Annotated in this window: 11 protein-coding genes; 4 read left to right on the plus strand and 7 right to left on the minus strand. The window is 74.1% G+C overall.

The window, feature by feature from the left end; translation table 11 throughout:
• Positions 1-11: 11 nt before the first annotated feature.
• From sucC to CRP49_RS08485, 6 genes are all read right to left on the minus strand, one after another.
• Positions 12-1190, minus strand: a complete 1179-nt coding sequence (gene sucC, locus CRP49_RS08460; RefSeq protein ID WP_094215426.1) for an ADP-forming succinate--CoA ligase subunit beta — start codon at positions 1188-1190, stop codon at positions 12-14.
• Positions 1191-1615: 425 nt separating this feature from the next.
• A complete protein-coding gene (locus CRP49_RS46765) occupies positions 1616-3874 on the minus strand; it encodes a hypothetical protein (RefSeq protein ID WP_179851549.1) in 2259 nt (752 codons plus the stop codon).
• A 135-nt stretch (positions 3875-4009) separates the two neighbouring features.
• Positions 4010-4801 carry a hypothetical protein gene (locus CRP49_RS08470; protein WP_179851550.1) on the minus strand — a complete coding sequence of 264 codons (792 nt, stop codon included), beginning with the start codon at positions 4799-4801 and terminating at the stop codon, positions 4010-4012.
• Between the two features lie 161 nt (positions 4802-4962).
• Positions 4963-6141 carry a VWA domain-containing protein gene (locus tag CRP49_RS08475; protein ID WP_097252851.1) on the minus strand — a complete coding sequence of 393 codons (1179 nt, stop codon included), beginning with the start codon at positions 6139-6141 and terminating at the stop codon, positions 4963-4965.
• The gene (locus tag CRP49_RS08480) at positions 6138-8552 is read right to left on the minus strand and encodes a DUF5682 family protein (protein ID WP_097252852.1); all 2415 of its coding nucleotides are present in this window, start codon (positions 8550-8552) and stop codon (positions 6138-6140) included. Before CRP49_RS08480 ends, CRP49_RS08475 begins: the two co-directional genes overlap by 4 nt.
• Positions 8549-9679: an AAA family ATPase gene (locus tag CRP49_RS08485; RefSeq protein WP_097252853.1), complete on the minus strand. Its 1131-nt coding sequence runs from the start codon at positions 9677-9679 to the stop codon at positions 8549-8551. Before CRP49_RS08485 ends, CRP49_RS08480 begins: the two co-directional genes overlap by 4 nt.
• 131 nt (positions 9680-9810) lie before the next feature.
• Between CRP49_RS08485 and CRP49_RS08490 the strand changes: the two genes are divergently transcribed.
• Both CRP49_RS08490 and CRP49_RS08495 read left to right on the plus strand, forming a co-directional pair.
• Positions 9811-11172, plus strand: coding sequence for an SWIM zinc finger domain-containing protein (locus tag CRP49_RS08490; RefSeq protein ID WP_097252854.1), 1362 nt, complete (start codon positions 9811-9813; stop codon positions 11170-11172).
• A 40-nt stretch (positions 11173-11212) separates the two neighbouring features.
• A complete protein-coding gene (locus CRP49_RS08495; protein WP_097252855.1) occupies positions 11213-12889 on the plus strand; it encodes a DUF5691 domain-containing protein in 1677 nt (558 codons plus the stop codon).
• Here CRP49_RS08495 and CRP49_RS08500 read toward each other — a convergent pair.
• On the minus strand, positions 12865-13287 hold the full coding sequence (locus CRP49_RS08500) for a cobalamin B12-binding domain-containing protein (protein WP_097252856.1): 423 nt from the start codon (positions 13285-13287) through the stop codon (positions 12865-12867). The two genes, CRP49_RS08495 and CRP49_RS08500, sit on opposite strands and share 25 nt — an antisense overlap.
• A 225-nt stretch (positions 13288-13512) precedes the next feature.
• On the opposite strand from CRP49_RS08500, the gene CRP49_RS08505 reads away from it, so the two are divergent.
• Both CRP49_RS08505 and CRP49_RS08510 read left to right on the plus strand, forming a co-directional pair.
• Entirely contained in the window at positions 13513-14373 is an 861-nt protein-coding gene (locus CRP49_RS08505; protein WP_097252857.1) for a triacylglycerol lipase, read from the plus strand.
• Positions 14374-14593: 220 nt separating this feature from the next.
• Positions 14594-16126 (plus strand): M23 family metallopeptidase, encoded by a 1533-nt coding sequence (locus CRP49_RS08510; protein WP_097252858.1) that lies wholly within the window; start codon positions 14594-14596, stop codon positions 16124-16126.
• Positions 16127-16170 lie beyond the last annotated feature (44 nt).

The raw sequence follows: 16170 nt of genomic DNA on the forward strand, positions 1-16170 counted from the left end.
CGTCCTTGTGCTTACTTGGCGGCGGCCAGCTCGGCGGCCTTGTCGGCCGCGCCGTCCATGGTGTCGACGCGCTGCACCAGCGGGTGGTTGGCGTCGGTGAGGATCTTGCGGCCCAGCTCGGCGTTGTTGCCGTCGAGGCGGACGACGAGCGGCTTCTCGACCTTCTCGCCGCGGTCCTCGAGGAGCTTCAGGGCCTGCACGATGCCGTTGGCGACCTCGTCACACGCGGTGATGCCACCGAAGACGTTGACGAACACGGACTTGACGTCCGGGTCGCCCAGGATGATCTCCAGGCCGTTCGCCATGACCTGGGCGGAGGCGCCACCGCCGATGTCCAGGAAGTTGGCGGGCTTGACGCCACCGTGGTTCTCACCGGCGTACGCGACGACGTCCAGGGTGCTCATGACGAGACCCGCGCCGTTGCCGATGATGCCGACCTCGCCGTCCAGCTTGACGTAGTTGAGGCCCTTCGCCTTGGCGGCCGCCTCGAGCGGGTTGGCGGCGTCCTTGTCGTGGAGCTCCTCGTACTCGGGGTGGCGGAACTCGGCGTTCTCGTCGAGCGACACCTTGCCGTCGAGGGCGATGACCTCACCGGAGGCGACCTTCGCGAGCGGGTTGACCTCGACGAGGAGGGCGTCCGACTTGATGAAGGTGTCCCACAGCTTCACGAGGACGTTGGCGACCTTGTCCGCGACCTCGGCCGGGAACTTGGCGGCCGCGACGATCTCGCGGGCCTTGGCCTCGTCCACGCCGTCGATCGGGTTGATCGGCGTCTGGGCGACGGCCTCCGGACGGGTGGCCGCCACCTCCTCGATCTCCATGCCACCCTCGACGGAGGCGATGGAGAGGAAGGTCCGGTTGGCACGGTCGAGGAGGAAGGAGACGTAGTACTCCTCGAGGATCTCCGGAGCGGTCTCGGCGATCATCACCTTGTGGACCGTGTGGCCCTTGATGTCCATGCCGAGGATGTCCGTCGCACGGGCGACGGCCTCGTCCGCGGAGGCGGCCAGCTTGACGCCACCGGCCTTGCCGCGACCACCGACCTTCACCTGCGCCTTGACGACCGACTTGCCGCCCAGCCGCTCGGTGATCTCGCGCGCCGCCTCAGGCGTGTCGATGACTTCACCGGCCAGCACCGGTACATCGTGCTTGGCGAAGAGGTCCCTCGCCTGGTACTCGAACAGGTCCACGCGCTTCCGTCCCTATCAGTGATCTCGCGGTTCGTTGGATGCGTGGGCGTGCCGCGAAGGGCAACGTGACGTCCGCTGTCACTAGGGAAGCGCACACGGTGTCCGAGCGCGCGGCATGTCCGTCTCGCAGGTTATCGCCGCTTGCGGGGGCTCCCTAAATCGAGGGTCACACCTGAGCGGTGATACCTGTCACATGATGCCGGGATTCCTGACACGGCGTGCCGCGATCGGGGTGATGTGCGAGGCCTCACCGGGCTGGGGTTGACCCGGTGAGGCCTCTGGACGGGCCCCGAAAGGCCCGGGGCGGTTGATCCCCACCCCAATGGGGACCACCCGCCCCATACCGCGGGGTGCGGCCGGACGGGCCGTCGGCGTTCGGCCGTCCGGGTCCGCCGGCCCCCGCGGAGCTGTTCGGGCGCTCAGCCCTACTGCACGCCGTGGGTGTACGCCAGACCCTGGACGTAACCCTGGGCGTACCCCGGGGCGACGGACTGGGCGACGCCCTCGGCCCCGGCGACCGCGTGCCCGGCCAGCGGACCGCCGGTGGCCTGCGCGGTCCCGGCGAGATCCTGCGCGAACGGCCCGACCTGCTGCGTGAGGGGCGCGGTCGCGCCGACGACACCGCCCGCGTAGGGACCGGCCTCGCCCGCCACGCCGTACGCCAGCCCGCTGGCGCTGCCGCCGACACCGTCCACGACCGGCGACACGGTCCCGGTGACCGTGTCCACGAGGGGCTGGACGGCCCCGGTGACTCCGGCCGCGAACGGCGGCACCTGCCCGGTCACCCCCTCCGCGAAGGCACCGGTCTGCCCGGTGACCCCGTGGGCGAGCGGCGGTACGGCGCCCGCGACACCGCCGGCGAAGGGCTGCACGTCGCCCACCACGCCGTACGCGAGCGTCCCCGCGTCCGCCACGGCCTGCCCGGCGACCGGCACGACCCCGTGCACGGCGGTCCCGGCGACGGGCGGCAGCACGGCGTCCACGGCGTCGTGGGCCACCTGGCCGGCCAGCCCGGTGGCGTACGGCGGCACGTCCCCGAGGACCCCGCCGGCGAGGGGCAGCCCGTCGGCGAGCGCACCGGTGGCAACACCGTGCACACCGGCGACCGCGCCCGTGCCGACCCCGTGCACGTCGGCTCCCGCGCCCATGGCGACGCCGTGTACGTCGGCTCCCGCGCCCGTGCCGACCCCGTACACGTCACCAACGGCGCCCGTCGCGACGCCGTCCACGTCACCCACGGCACCCGTGGCAAAGCCGTACACGTTGCCTGCTGCGCCCGTCGCGACACCGTGCACGTCGCCCACGGCGCCCGTGCCGACCCCGTACACGTCGCCCACGGCGCCCGTCGCGAGTCCGTGCACCTGGGCCACGGCGTCTGTGACGGTGCGCTGCACGCCCGCGACGGCGCTGGTGGCGGTTGCCTGCGCTCCCGTCGCGGCGCTCGTGGCGGTGCCCTGCACACCTGCGGCCGCGTACCCGGCCGTGGGCAGGACGCCCGCCACGGCACCCGAGGCGGTGCCCTGCACGCCCGCGACGGTGTACCCAGCCGTGGGCAGGACGCCCGTCACCGCGCCCGAGGCCGTGCCCTGCACGCCCGCCACCGCGTACCCCGCCGTGGGCAGGACGCCCGTCACCGCGCCGGTGGCGGTCCCCTGGACGCCCGTCACCGCGCCCGAGGCCGTGCCGTGGACACCGGTGACCGCGTGCCCCGCGGTCGGCAGGACACCCGCCACCGCCTGGTCGGCGACCGGCCGCACCCCGGCCACGGCGGCGGAGGCCACCGGCGGGACGGCGGCGGCGGTCGTCTCGTCCACGACGGGTGCGACGGTGCCCGGCACGGCCCGCACCGTGCCGACGACCCGCTGCTCGACACCGGAGACCGTGCCGGTGACGTGCGCGGGCACGGCGGCGACGCTCGCCTCGGCGGCGCCGGTCGCCCGAGCCGCCTCGCCGCCCGCGAGGACGGCCGCACCGCCGGTACGGCCCTGCGCCCCGGCCACGGTCTGCTGTGCCGTCGTCCGTACGGCGCCCTCGACCCCCGCGGCCCGCAGGCGCGCGGCGGCCTGGGTGGCCTGCAGCTTGGTCTGGGCGGCCGCCAGGGCCTGCTCCAGCTCGGGGGCGAAGGAGGAGAGGGGGCCGAAGAGGTAGTCGATCGCGTCCTGCGGGGAGGGAGTGGACGGAGCAGAGGGCGCGGAGGGCGCGGACAGATGGGTGGCCGTGTGGGTCGCCGTCGCGGCCTCGGCGGTGGCCCGGTCGGTGACCTGGGCGCCCGCTGCCTGCGCGTGCGCCTCGGTCTGCGCCTGGGCGGCGCGGGCGGACCGGGCGCCGTTGATGGCCTGGCCGCCCCTGATCTTCGCGGCCGGGACCTTCGCGTCGACGTACCGGCGGGCCTGGTCGGCGGTACTGGTGGCGGTGCCGGTGACGGTCCGGGTCTGCTGCTGCGCGTGGGCCGCCGTACCGGAGACGGCCGCGGTGGCCGTGCCGGTCACGTCGGAGACGGTGTCGTGGACGCCGGTGAGGACGCCGTCGACGGTGTCGGTGAGGGTGCCGGTGGTGCTGTCGGTGTCGGGTACGGACACCGCCGGGGTGGACAGTTCGTCGGCGCTGGCCACGGCCGAGCCGAGGGCCCAGGCGCCAGTGACTCCGGCGGCTATCACGATCGAGCGGCGGATGTTCTTGTTCATGCGTGCGTCAAGTCCTTCGGAAACGGCTAGGGGATTCCGTCCGGAGGCGCCGGGGAGACCGGCGGGTCCGGCGGAGCGGGCAGACCTGTTCCGCCCCCGCGCGACAGGTCCGTGGCGGGGAGGTCGGCCCTTGGCCTAGCCGGGGAAGACCGGGATGTCCCGGTGCCGTTCCCGGGTCCCGGGCGCGTCGACGCGCGCGGCGGTGCCGGGCAGCAGCCGCAGGGGCGCCCGGCCGTCGAGGGTGACGGCATGCGCGTCACCGTGGCGGGATGCGGCGCCGTCGGCCGCCTGCTTGCCGAGCACGCCGTCCGGGTCCCCGGCGGGCGCGGGCTGGGCGGGGGCGTCGACGGCTGATGCGGCGCGGTGCACGGGAAGGTGCGCCGGAACCTGGGGAGCGTGGGCGAGGGGCGCGAAGTCCGGCCCGTACCCGGCGGCCGGCGGCCGTGCGGAAACGGCGGTACGGGCCTCGGCGCGGGCTCGGTCGCCCTGGTCCGCCGCCGGTGCCGTGCTGCCGGGCCGGTCCGCCCCGGGTTCCGGGGTGACCGGCGCGGGCAGCGGATGCACCGGCAGCTCCTCGGAGACCTCCGGGAGCTTCGGCAGCTTCGGCAGCGGCACGGAAGGCACGGAGGGCTTGGTGGGCAGCGCGGGCGCCTCGGTCCGCGTCTCCGCAAGGGCTTGGGAGGCCGTCTGCGCGACCTTCCGTACGGGAGTGACAACCCGGTCCGTGACGACCCGTTCGGTGACGGTTCGTACCGCGTCCTCGTGCTGCCCGGCCACCGGGCGCACCGAGGTCACCGAGGTCACCGGGGCCACCGGCGTCCCTTCGGCCGCGTGGGCCTGCTCCCCGCAGAGGAACCCGAGCAGGAACAACCCGCCGACCAGCATCGCCAGTTGCAGCGCACGCCGCCCGGCCGCCGTACGCAGCACGCGCACAGCGGTACCGAACACAGCGGCTGGCAAGGTCAAGAGGAGAGGCTTCCGGTCGGCACGGCGGGGGAGGCGGCGGCATCGATCCTCGCACGATCGGCCCGAGGTGGCGCAACCCCCCTATTACCGATGGGTAGTCATGTCCCTTTTCTCGCCCGGCGTCACGCGGTGTCCGGTATGGGCAGCGGGCGCTTCTCGATCGCCGCCGCCATCACCTCCGGGAACAGGTCGGGCGTGCAGGCGAAGGCCGGTGCGCCGAGCGCCCCGAGCGCGGCCGCGTGCTCACGGTCGTAGGCGGGCGCCCCCTCGTCCGACAGCGCGAGCAGGGCCACGAACTGCACCCCGGACGCCTTCATGGCCGCGACCCGCTTGAGCATCTCGTTGCGGATGCCGCCCTCGTAGAGGTCGCTGATCAGCACGACCACCGTCTCGGCGGGCCGGGTGATCTGCGACTGGCAGTAGGCCAGCGCCCGGTTGATGTCCGTGCCGCCGCCGAGCTGGGTGCCGAAGAGGACGTCGACCGGGTCGTCGAGCTGGTCGGTGAGGTCCACGACCGCCGTGTCGAAGACGACCAGCCGGGTGCTGATCGACCGCATGGAGGCGAGCACCGCCCCGAAGACGGACGCGTAGACCACGGACGCCGCCATCGACCCGGACTGGTCGATGCAGAGGATGACCTCCTTCTTCACGGACTGCGCGGCCCGCCCGTACCCGATGAGCCGCTCCGGCACGATCGTGCGGTATTCGGGCAGGTAGTGCTTGAGGTTGGCCGCGATGGTGCGGTTCCAGTCGATGTCGTGGTGGCGCGGCCGGCTGATGCGCGCGCTGCGGTCCAGGGCGCCGGTGAGGGTGGCCCGGGTGCGGGTGGCGAGCCGCTTCTCCAGGTCCTCGACCACCTTGCGCACGACCGCCCGCGCCGTCTCCTTCGTCGTCTCCGGCATCGCCTTGTTGAGCGAGAGCAGCGTGCCGACCAGGTGCACGTCGGCCTCCACCGCCTCCAGCATCTCCGGCTCCAGCAGCAGCGCGGCCAGCCCGAGCCGGTCGATGGCGTCGCGCTGCATGACCTGGACGACGGAGGACGGGAAGTAGGTGCGGATGTCCCCGAGCCAGCGCGCCACGGACGGCGCCGAGGCACCGAGCCCCGCCGAACGGTCCCGCCCGGTCTGCGGTCTGTCCCCCTTGCCGTACAGCGCGGTGAGTGTTCCGTCCATCGCCGCGTCCCGGCCGGACAGGGCGCATCCGGTGCCGTCGGCCTGGTCACCGCCGAGCACCAGCCGCCAGCGCCGCAGCCGCTCGTGCGCGGCGTCGCCGGTCTCGGCAGGTGTCGTCTCGGTCGTCATGTGCCCACCCCCCCAAGGCTGTTGTCGTGAGTCGCCCCGTGCTCCCGCACCTCGTCCAGGCCGAGCAGCAGCCGCACCACCGGCAGCACGGCGTCGGCGCGCTCGGTGTCCGGTTCTGCGGCGAAGCCGGGCAGCCCGGCCGCCGGGGTCGTCGGGCCGGCGTTCTTTCCGGGCCCGCGCCGCACCAGTTCGCCGAGGGTTCTGCGCACGCCCGGCTCGTACGCCGAGAACGTGCGCCGCAGCAGCGGCAGTACGTCCGTGAAGGCCTCCGCGGGCACCCCGGTCAGCCAGGTGTCGACCAGCCCGAGCAGCCGCTCGTCGTGCACCAGCAGCATGCCGCCCCCGCCGCTGACAAAGCCTTCGATCCAGGCGGCCGCGTCGGCGGGCGGTGTCCCCGGCGAGAGCACCAGCCCCATCAGCCGGGCCGCCTCCTCGGGCCCCAGCTCGCCGTCGTCCAGCAGCAGCCGTACGGCACGCCCCCGTATGGCGCCGGGCACGGTGTCCCGCAGGGCCAGGGTCCGCAGCACGGAGCGCCAGCGGCCGCGCAGGTCCCCCTGGCCGGTGTCCGGCGTGCCGGTCAGGGTCTCCGCCAGGAGTCCCACGGCACCGTGCACGGCGTCGACATGGCCGCGCATCTCCTCCGCCGCGTCCGCGTCCAGGGCGGCGCAGGCCGGCGGGAGGCCGACGAAGACCCGCTCGGCGAGGCCCGCCGCGACACCGGCCAGCGCGCCGGTGTCGGTGCCGCGCACATCGCCGTAGCGCAGGGAGCGGACCAGCGCGGGCAGCGCCTGGGCGAGGTGGCCGACGTCCGTGTCGAGGGCCGCCCGGTCGGCGAGCACCCGCATCACCAGGGGCAGCGCGTCCGGCAGCCCGGCGAGCAGGCACTGTTCGGCGAGCGCGGTGACGTCGGCGAGGGCACTCGCCCCGGTCGCGTCCGCCTCGGCCCTGGCCGTGGCCGCGGCGAGCACGGTCGTCCCCCACACGCCCGCCTCGGCGACCCGCACCGACAACTCCGGCTCCCAGCGCAGCCGCCAGGTCTCCCGGAAGGTGCCCGTACTCCCCCGCGACACGGCCGGCTCGCCCCAGCCGACGCCGAGCAGCCGCAACCGGTGCAGCAGCCTGCTGCGGCCGGCGTCGGTCTCCTTGCGCAGGTCCAGTTCCAGCTCGCGCTCCAGCGCCTCCGGTTTGAGCCGCAACCGGCGCTGCTCCCGGGCCAGGTCGCGCTGCAACGGCACCGCGGGCGCCGCCTCCGGCACCTCCCCCAGCACGTCCCCGACCACCAGCCGGTCGTGCACCAGCGCCAGCGGCACGTCCGAGCCGTCGCACATCACCGCGCGCACGGCGTCGGTGGTCTCGCTCAGACCGGGCAGCGGACGGCCGCGCATGGCCGCGAGGGTCTCGGCGAGCCGCACCGCCTCGATGACGTGCGCGGAGGAGACGATCCGGTCCTCCTCGCGCAGCAGCCCCGCCACCTTGGTCAGCCACCGCTCGACCGGCCGGTCCGGCGCCCGGAACAGATGCCCGTACCAGCCCGGCGAGTCGATCCCGGCGCCGTACCCGCTCGACCGGGCCAGCCTGCGGTGCGTCCACGGCACCCAGGTGAGGTCCGCCTTGACCTTGGGCAGCCCCTTCAGCAGCGCCCGGTCCGCCGTGACGGCGGCCTTCTCCCGCAGTGCGGGCACGTGCCACGCCCCGCACACCACGGCCACCGCGTCCCCGAACTCCTTGCGGGCGGCCCGCACCTGGAGCCTCATGTGGGCCTCCCGCACCAGGTCGCGGGGCCGGCCGCCGACGCCGTACCGCTCCCGCAGCGCCGTCATGGCCTCCTCCAGCGCGGCGAACGGCGCGAACGGGTCCCGCCGCCCCGGGCCACGGTGCTCGACGACGTCCTCCCACCAGCGCTCGGGATCGTCGTACCCGGCGGTCTCGGCGAGCACGGCGAGGGGGTCGACGCGCAGGTCCCGCACAGCGCCCGGCTCGCCCTCGGTGTCCGGGGCGTCCACGTCGTCCGCGCCGTCCTCGCCGTCCTCGTCGGACGGCGCTTCCGGCTCGGTGTCCCACGCCAGCGTGTGTGTGGCGGGCAGGTCGATGAAGCGGGCCGGGACGCCCTGTTCGAGGGCCCAGCGGACCGCCACCCACTCGGGGCTGAACTCGGCCAGCGGCCAGAACGCCGAGCGGCCGGGCTCGTCCACGGCGTGGCCGAGCAGGGCGACCGGGGGCCGCATGTCCGGGTCGGCGGCGAGCGGGATCAGCGCGTCGGCCTCGGGCGGCCCCTCGATCAGTACGACGCCGGGCCGGGCGGCCTCCAGGGCGGCGCGCACCGCGCGCGCGGAGCCGGGCCCGTGGTGCCGCACGCCGAGCAGCAGGGGCCCTGAGGCATGGACCTTGCCCCATGTGGTGTCGTCGCTCATACGCTCACCTCCCGGCAGGCCCGGTAGAAGTCCTTCCAGCCGTCACGCTCGCGGACGACCGTCTCCAGGTACTCCTGCCAGATGACACGGTCGGCCGCCGGGTCGCGGACGACGGCACCGAGGATGCCGGCGGCGACGTCGCCCGGGCGCAGCACGCCGTCACCGAAGTGGGCTGCCAGAGCGAGGCCGTTGGTGACGACGGAGATCGCCTCGGCGGTGGACAGCGTGCCGCTCGGCGACTTCAGCTTCGTCCGGCCGTCGGCGGTGATCCCGTCGCGCAGTTCGCGGAAGACCGTCACGACCCGGTGGATCTCCTCGACGCCGTCGGGCACGGCGGGCAGGTCGAGAGAGCGGCCGATCTGCTCGACGCGGCGCGAGACGATGTCGACCTCGGCGTCGGCGCTCTCCGGCAGCGGCAGCACCACGGTGTTGAAGCGGCGGCGCAGCGCGCTGGAGAGGTCGTTGACGCCGCGGTCGCGGTCGTTGGCGGTGGCGATGAGGTTGAAGCCGCGGACCGCCTGCACCTCCTGGCCCAGCTCCGGTATCGGCAGGGTTTTCTCGGACAGGATCGTGATCAGCGTGTCCTGCACGTCGGCCGGGATGCGGGTCAGCTCCTCCACCCGGGCCGTCATGCCCTCGGACATGGCCCGCATGACGGGGCTGGGCACGAGGGCGTCGCGGCTGGGGCCGTGCGCGAGTAGCTGCGCGTAGTTCCAGCCGTAGCGGATCGCCTCCTCCGGCGTGCCGGCCGTGCCCTGCACCAGCAGCGTCGAGTCGCCGCTGACGGCGGCCGCCAGGTGCTCCGACACCCAGGTCTTGGCCGTGCCGGGCACGCCGAGCAGCAGCAGGGCGCGGTCGGTGGCGAGGGTGGTGACGGCGACCTCGACGATACGGCGCGGGCCCACGTACTTCGGTGTGATCACCGTGCCGTCCGGCAGGGTGCCGCCGAGCAGATAGGTCGCCACCGCCCACGGCGACAGTTTCCAGCGGGCCGGGCGCGGGCGGTCGTCCTGGGCGGCCAGCGCGGTCAGTTCGGCGGCGAAGGCGTGCTCGGCGTGCGGTCGCAACGCCTGCGGATCCTTGCTCCCGCTCGCTTCGACGGACGTCGGTTCCACGGACACAGTCATGGCTGAGGCCCCCTCCAGCTCGGCCGGTTCGGTCTGGCATCCACCGTGCACCACGCCACTGACAATCGCTCTGACCTGCACAAATGCGCTCGCAGGGCCGATTGTCAGTGGTGGGATCTACCGTCGGTGGCATGACTGAGCAGGGGGTGCGCTGGACCGCGGAGCAGGTGCTGGCACTGGCGCCTGACGCCGCGTCACGCAAAGCGGGAAGCAAGCTGGGCACGGCCGGGCCATGGTCCGAGTCGGGCAGCGGAGAGGGGACGGTGTGGGGGCTGTGCAAGGGCAGTGGCAGCAGGCCGTACCAGACGGTGGTGGACCTCGCGGACGCGTCCGGGCCCGCGTACAAGTGCAGTTGCCCGAGCCGGAAGTTTCCGTGCAAGCACGCGCTCGGACTGCTGCTGCTGTGGGCGGAGGGGGACGGCTCGGTGCCTGCCGTGGCCGAGCCGCCGGAGTGGGCCGAGCAGTGGCTCTCGGGCAGACGCGAGCGTGCGGAGAGCAAACGGGTGGAGGGCGGCGGGAGTTCCGCACCCGGCTCCGCTGATCCGGAGGCGGCGCGGCGCCGGGCGGAGCGCCGGGCCGAGCGGGTCACGGCGGGCGCGACGGAGCTGGAGCAGCGCCTCGCGGACCTGCTGCGCGGCGGCCTGGCCTCGGCCGAACAGGCGGGGTACGGGCTGTGGGACGAGACAGCGGCCCGCATGGTCGACGCACAGGCCCCCGGACTGGCGGCTCGGGTACGGGAGTTGGGGGCGATACCCGCCTCCGGCCCGGGCTGGCCGGCCCGCCTGCTGGAGGAGTGCGCCCTGCTGCACCTCCTCGACCAGGGCTGGCTGCGCCGTGACCGGCTGCCGGACACCCTCGCGGCCACGGTCCGCTCCCGGCTCGGCCTGCCCGCCGCGGCGGACGGTCCGCCGGTGCGCGACCGCTGGCTGGTCCTCGCCCAGTACGACACGGTCGACCCGAAACTGACGACGCGCCGGATCTGGCTGCACGGCGCCGAGTCGGGCCACACCCGGCTGCTCCTCTCCTACGGCGCGGCCGGCCGGGCACCGGAGCTGTCACTGCCGGTCGGCCTGGCACTGGAGGCCGAGCTGTCCGTGTTCCCCGGGGCCGGCCAGGTACGAGCGGCCCTGGGCGAGCAGCACGCCCCGCCCGCACCCGCCGCACTGCGCCCGCCGGGCGTGACCACGGCCCAGGCGGCGGCCCGCTACGGCGACGCCCTGCGCGAGGACCCCTGGCTGGACTCGGTCCCGGTCACGCTGGACCGCGTCATACCGACGCCGGACTCGGAACCGGGCGCCTGGCAACTGGCCGACGCCGAAGCGGACTCGGCACTCCCGCTCACCCCGTCCGCCCGCTCCCGCCCGGGCCTGTGGCGCCTGGTCGCCCTCTCCGGCGGCGCCCCCGTCAAGGTCTTCGGCGAGTGCGGCCACCGCGGTTTCACCCCGCTGACGGCATGGCCCGAGGGCCCGGGCGCCCCGGTGACGCTGTGCTGAGCGGCCCGACCACCGGGGGACACGAAGAGAAGGGAACGTGATGAACGGATCCTCGACCGAGCCGACCGGCCAGGCCCTGGCCCCGGCCCCACCCTCCTGGGAAGACCTCGTCACCAGCGCCCTCCTCGGCACCGACCGGCGCCCCCCGGCGGCGGCCGTGCCCGGGCGGGAAGCACCCGTGGCCCTGCTGGACGCCGCCGCCGTGGTCACCCTGCGACGGCGGGCGGGGCTGCGGCCCGCGTCGGCCGCACGGCGGCCGGAACCCGCTCCCGAGGACACGCGTCCGGCGCTGCCCGCCGCCGCCGCGCGCAGGCTGGCGCTGCTGCTGGCCGACCGTTCCGGCGGGGGAAGCGGTGGCCGGCGGGGCAGCTCACCGGACCTCATGGAGCTGCTCCCGCAGTGGCTCGCGGCGGCCAACGCCCACGGGTACGCGGCGCCCCCGCAGGCGCTGCCCGCGCTGCTGGACGCCGCCCGGGGCCGTACGGACCTGCGGCCGGCGGCGCTGGAGTTCGCGGGGCCGCGGGCGCTGTGGCTGGCCCGGCTCAACTCGGACTGGCGGTTCGCCCTGCGCTCGGCACCGGGCGGCGGAGCGGCGCTGCCCGACTCCGAGGACGGCGAGGCGGTGCAACGGCTCTGGCAGGAGGGCCTGTTCGCCGAGCGGGTCGCCCTGCTGTCCGCCCTGCGCGCCCGTACGCCGGCCCCCGCCCGGGAGCTGCTGACCGCGACCTGGGCGACGGAACGGGCCGAGGACCGGCTGATGTTCCTCGACGCGCTGCGCACGGGCCTGTCCGCCGAGGACGAGCCGTTCCTGGAGCAGGCCCTGGGCGACCGCAGCCGCAACGTCCGGGCGACGGCGGCGGAGCTGCTGTCCGCGCTGCCGGGCTCGGCGCTCGCCGCGCGGATGGCGGTGCGGGCCACGGCCTGCGTGGCCGTCGACCGCACGGGGGACTCGCCCACGATCGTCGTGGAGGCGCCCCCGGAGTGCGACCGGGGCATGGAGCGGGACGGGGTGGCGGCCAGACCTCCCGCGGGCAGAGGCGAACGGTCCTGGTGGCTGGGCCAGTTGGTGGAGGCGGCACCGCTCGGCACGTGGCCGGGGCGGCTGGGCGGACGTACCCCGGAGCAGATCGTGGCGCTGCCGGTGGCCGATGGCTGGCAGGGCGAACTGCACGCGGCCTGGTGCCGGGCGGCGGTGCGGCAGCGGGACGCCGCGTGGTCGAGGGCGCTGCTCGGCACCCCCTCGGCGCCGGAGGCCGGCGGGCCCGGGGCGGTGTCGCTCGCGGAGCGGGCGAAGCTGCTGGCCGCGCTGGAGGATGGGGAACGGGCCGAGTGGGTGGCGGGATTCATCGCGACCCACGGCCTGTCGGAGGCGTTCCAGCTGCTCGGGGTGTGCGGGATCCCCTGGGCCGCCCCGCTCGGCCGGGCCGTGGTCGATGCCCTCAACATCGCCCGGGACGCGGGCAGTTACCCCTGGAGCTTCAGCGGGGTGATGGGCCTGGCCGAGCGCTGCCTGGACCCGGCCGAGGCGGCCCGCCTGGACGGCCTGCTGGCGATACCGGACGAGCGCGAGGACGCGTCGCCCGGGGCCGGGGGCTACTGGGCGGAGGCGTTCCAGCGCCTGGTGAGCACGTTGCGGTTGCGGACGGCGATGGCCACGGAGTTGAGCGGGACCAGCCCGTCCGGCGTGGGGACTCAGCCCCCGGAGGCAGCCGGCTGACCCGCGTTCTCCCGTACCCACTCCACGATCGCCGTGGTGGTCGCGCCCGGCGTGAAGATGGCCGCGACGCCCTTCTCCTTCAGCGGCGGAATGTCCTCCTCCGGGATGATGCCGCCGCCGAAGACGAGGATGTCCTCGGCGTCGCGCTCCTTGAGGAGGTCGATGACGGCGGCGAAGAGGGTGTTGTGGGCGCCCGAGAGGATGGACAGGCCGATCGCGTCGGCGTCCTCCTGGATGGCGGTGTCGACGATCTGTTCCGGCGTCTGGTGAAGGCCGGTGTAGATGACCTCCATACCGGCATCGCGCAGCGCCCGCGCGATGACCTTGGCACCGCGATCGTGGCCGTCGAGCCCCGGCTTGGCGACCACCACGCGGATCGGACCGGCTGCCACACCCATCACTGCCTCCATCAAGCGACCGCGGAAGCGACCGCTTCCGTCCGTACCGACAAGTACCGCATATCTGGCACGTTCCGCCACCCGTCGGGAAGTGAACGAACGTTATCTCCAGCATCCCGCAACCGGCGGTTTTACGGTGCGGAGCGAGGGGGAAATCACACGGTGGGACATGAGGGCGCACGGGGGATCGAGCCGCCTCCCCGTGCGCCGACAGGAGGTCGGCCCATGAAGGTCACCGGGGTACTGCCACTCTTCCTCCCGCTCTGCCGGCGCCTGTGGCCCGGCAGACTGGTCGATCTGGCCGAGCTGTCCGTGACTCTCCTCAAGGCGACCGCGCTCGAGGCCGCGATCCTGGCCGGTCACCTGCTGCTGTATCCGACCGGCCTCACCCAGGAGCACCGCTCCCCCGCACTCCCCGCCCAGGACGGCGCCACCCGGCTGCCCGGCCGGCCCGGACCGCCGGTCGTCCTGTTGCACGGCTTCATCGACAACCGCTCGGTCTTCGTCCTGCTGCGCCGCAACCTCGCCCGGAACGGCAGGCAGCGCGTCGAATCGCTCAACTACTCTCCGTTGACCTGCGACATACGCATTGCGGCCGAGCTGCTGGGGCGGCACATCGAGGAGATCTGTGAGCGCACCGGGAGCGGCCAGGTCGACATCGTGGGGCACAGCCTCGGCGGGCTGATCGCCCGCTATTACGTCCAGCGCCTGGGCGGCGACCTGCGGGTGCGCACGCTGGTCACCCTGGGCACCCCGCACTCCGGCACCAGGGCCGTACCGCTGGCCAGCGCCCATCCGATCGTGCGGCAGATGCGGCCCGGCTCCGAGGTGATCGAGGAGCTGACCCGGCCCGCGCCGGGCTGCCGGACGCGGTTCGTCAGCTTCTGGAGCGACCTCGACTCCGTGATGGATCCGCCGGAGACGGCCTGCATCGACCACCCCGACCTGGACGCCCTGAACGTCCGGGTGACCGGGATCGGGCATCTGGCACTGCCGGTGCACCCCGCGGTGGCGGCCGGGATACGCGAGGCCCTCGACAACACCCTCCCCGAGGAACCGCTCAGCGACGGCCTGACAGTGGCCTGACGGCGGCCCGACAGCCGGTCCACAGGTGACGCACGGTCACCTGACATCGAACACTCTTCGAACACAAGGCCAAACTCGTGTCCGTCGTCCGCCAAAACACGGCCGATTGCCCGTTTCCGGCCAACGCGAAACCAGCTGAAGATTGTCGCGCCCGCGTACCGCCGGGTACAGTCGCCGCACTGCTCTGGCAGCCCCTGTTGTCGAGGCGAAAGAGAAGTTGGTGAACGACCGTCACCCGTCGGGGATCATGACCACCCCGGCCCCGGCTTCCGACGCCTCCGCCGCGCACTACGCGCACTACGGGGCCCAGGAAGCCCAGTACGACGACCTCACCACCTACGGCGGCTACGACGCCACCGGTTTTGCGGGCGGCACCACCGGCACCGGAGCCTTCGCCACCGACCCGCTCTTCGGCAGCCTCCCGGGCAACGAGCAGCACACCGGCGCGTACGACACCACGCAGTGGCAGACCGGCACCCACCAGCCCCTGAACCAGGACCCGTACGCGGCCCAGCACCACGCCGCCTACGACTCGGGCGTGTACGACACCACCGCCTGGTCGGTCCCCGCGCAGCCCACCGGGAACGACATCAGCGGCCAGTGGGACGCGAGCGCCTGGCTCCAGCCCGACCAGTCCGCCGGCGCCGACCCCACCCAGCAGTGGGAGTGGGGCACCCAGGCGTTCGACACGGGCGCGTACGACGCCACACAGTGGAACTCCGACGGCGCGGCCGTGCCGCACGAGCAGCTTGCCGAACCGTTCGACCAGCAGGCCACGGCCACGTTCGAGCAGGTCGGCGACGTGCAGGCGACCGGCGCCTTCGAGCAGCTGTCGTACGAGGACACCCCCTACGGCGAACCGGGCGAGCACGGTGAAATCGGCGATTTCACCGAAACACCCGACGTGAACGGCGAGTTGGGCGCCACGGGCGAGCTGCCCGCCGTACCGTCCCTGCTCGACGACCAGGAAGAGGCCGCCCCGGTCCCGGCGCCCCGCGCGGGCTCCCGCAGTGCGGCGCGTTCCCGGCGCCGTACGCCCCCCAAGCGCTCCGCGCTGCTGACCGTCGCCGTGCCCTCGGCCTGTGTGATGGGGGTCGCGGGGATCGCCGCCGCCTCCGTCGGCGGCCTGAGCGACGGCGGCAAGGACACCACCGCCTCCGCCTCGGACGCGCACGCGGTGAAGCCGTCCGTCGCCAACAGCAAGCTGGACTCCCAGCTGCGGACCCTCTCCGCCGGCGCCGACGACTTCGCCGACCGGGCCAGCCGGACGCAGGAGCGCATCGACCTCAAGGCGCAGCAGGAGTTGCAGCAGAAGAAGGCCGCCGCGGAGGCAGCGCTCAAGGAGCGGCTGCGTCCCAAGTTCGCGCTGCCGGTCATGCAGCGGGGGCTCAGCGCCTACTTCGGCCAGGCCGGTGTGAACTGGATGTCCGTGCACACGGGCATCGACTTCCCGGTCTCCTACGGCACCACGGTGATGGCCGCCACCGACGGCGTCGTCTCCACCAAGTGGAACAGCGCCTACGGCAACATGATGATCGTGACGGCGAAGGACGGCACGGAGACCTGGTACTGCCACCTCTCCAGCTACCGCGTCGCCTCCGGTACGGCCGTCAAGGCCGGCCAGCCGATCGCCTACTCCGGCAACTCGGGCAACTCCACCGGCCCGCACCTGCACTTCGAGGTACGGCCGGCGGGCGGCGCGGCCATAGACCCGCTGCCGTGGTTGCGCAGCCACGGACTGGACCCGACCTGAGCCCCACGAAATGAGCCCCGCCGGATCGGCGGGGCTTCGTTCGT

Source organism: Streptomyces sp. Ag109_G2-15, from assembly GCF_900215565.1.
Lineage (GTDB): Bacteria > Actinomycetota > Actinomycetes > Streptomycetales > Streptomycetaceae > Streptomyces > Streptomyces diastatochromogenes.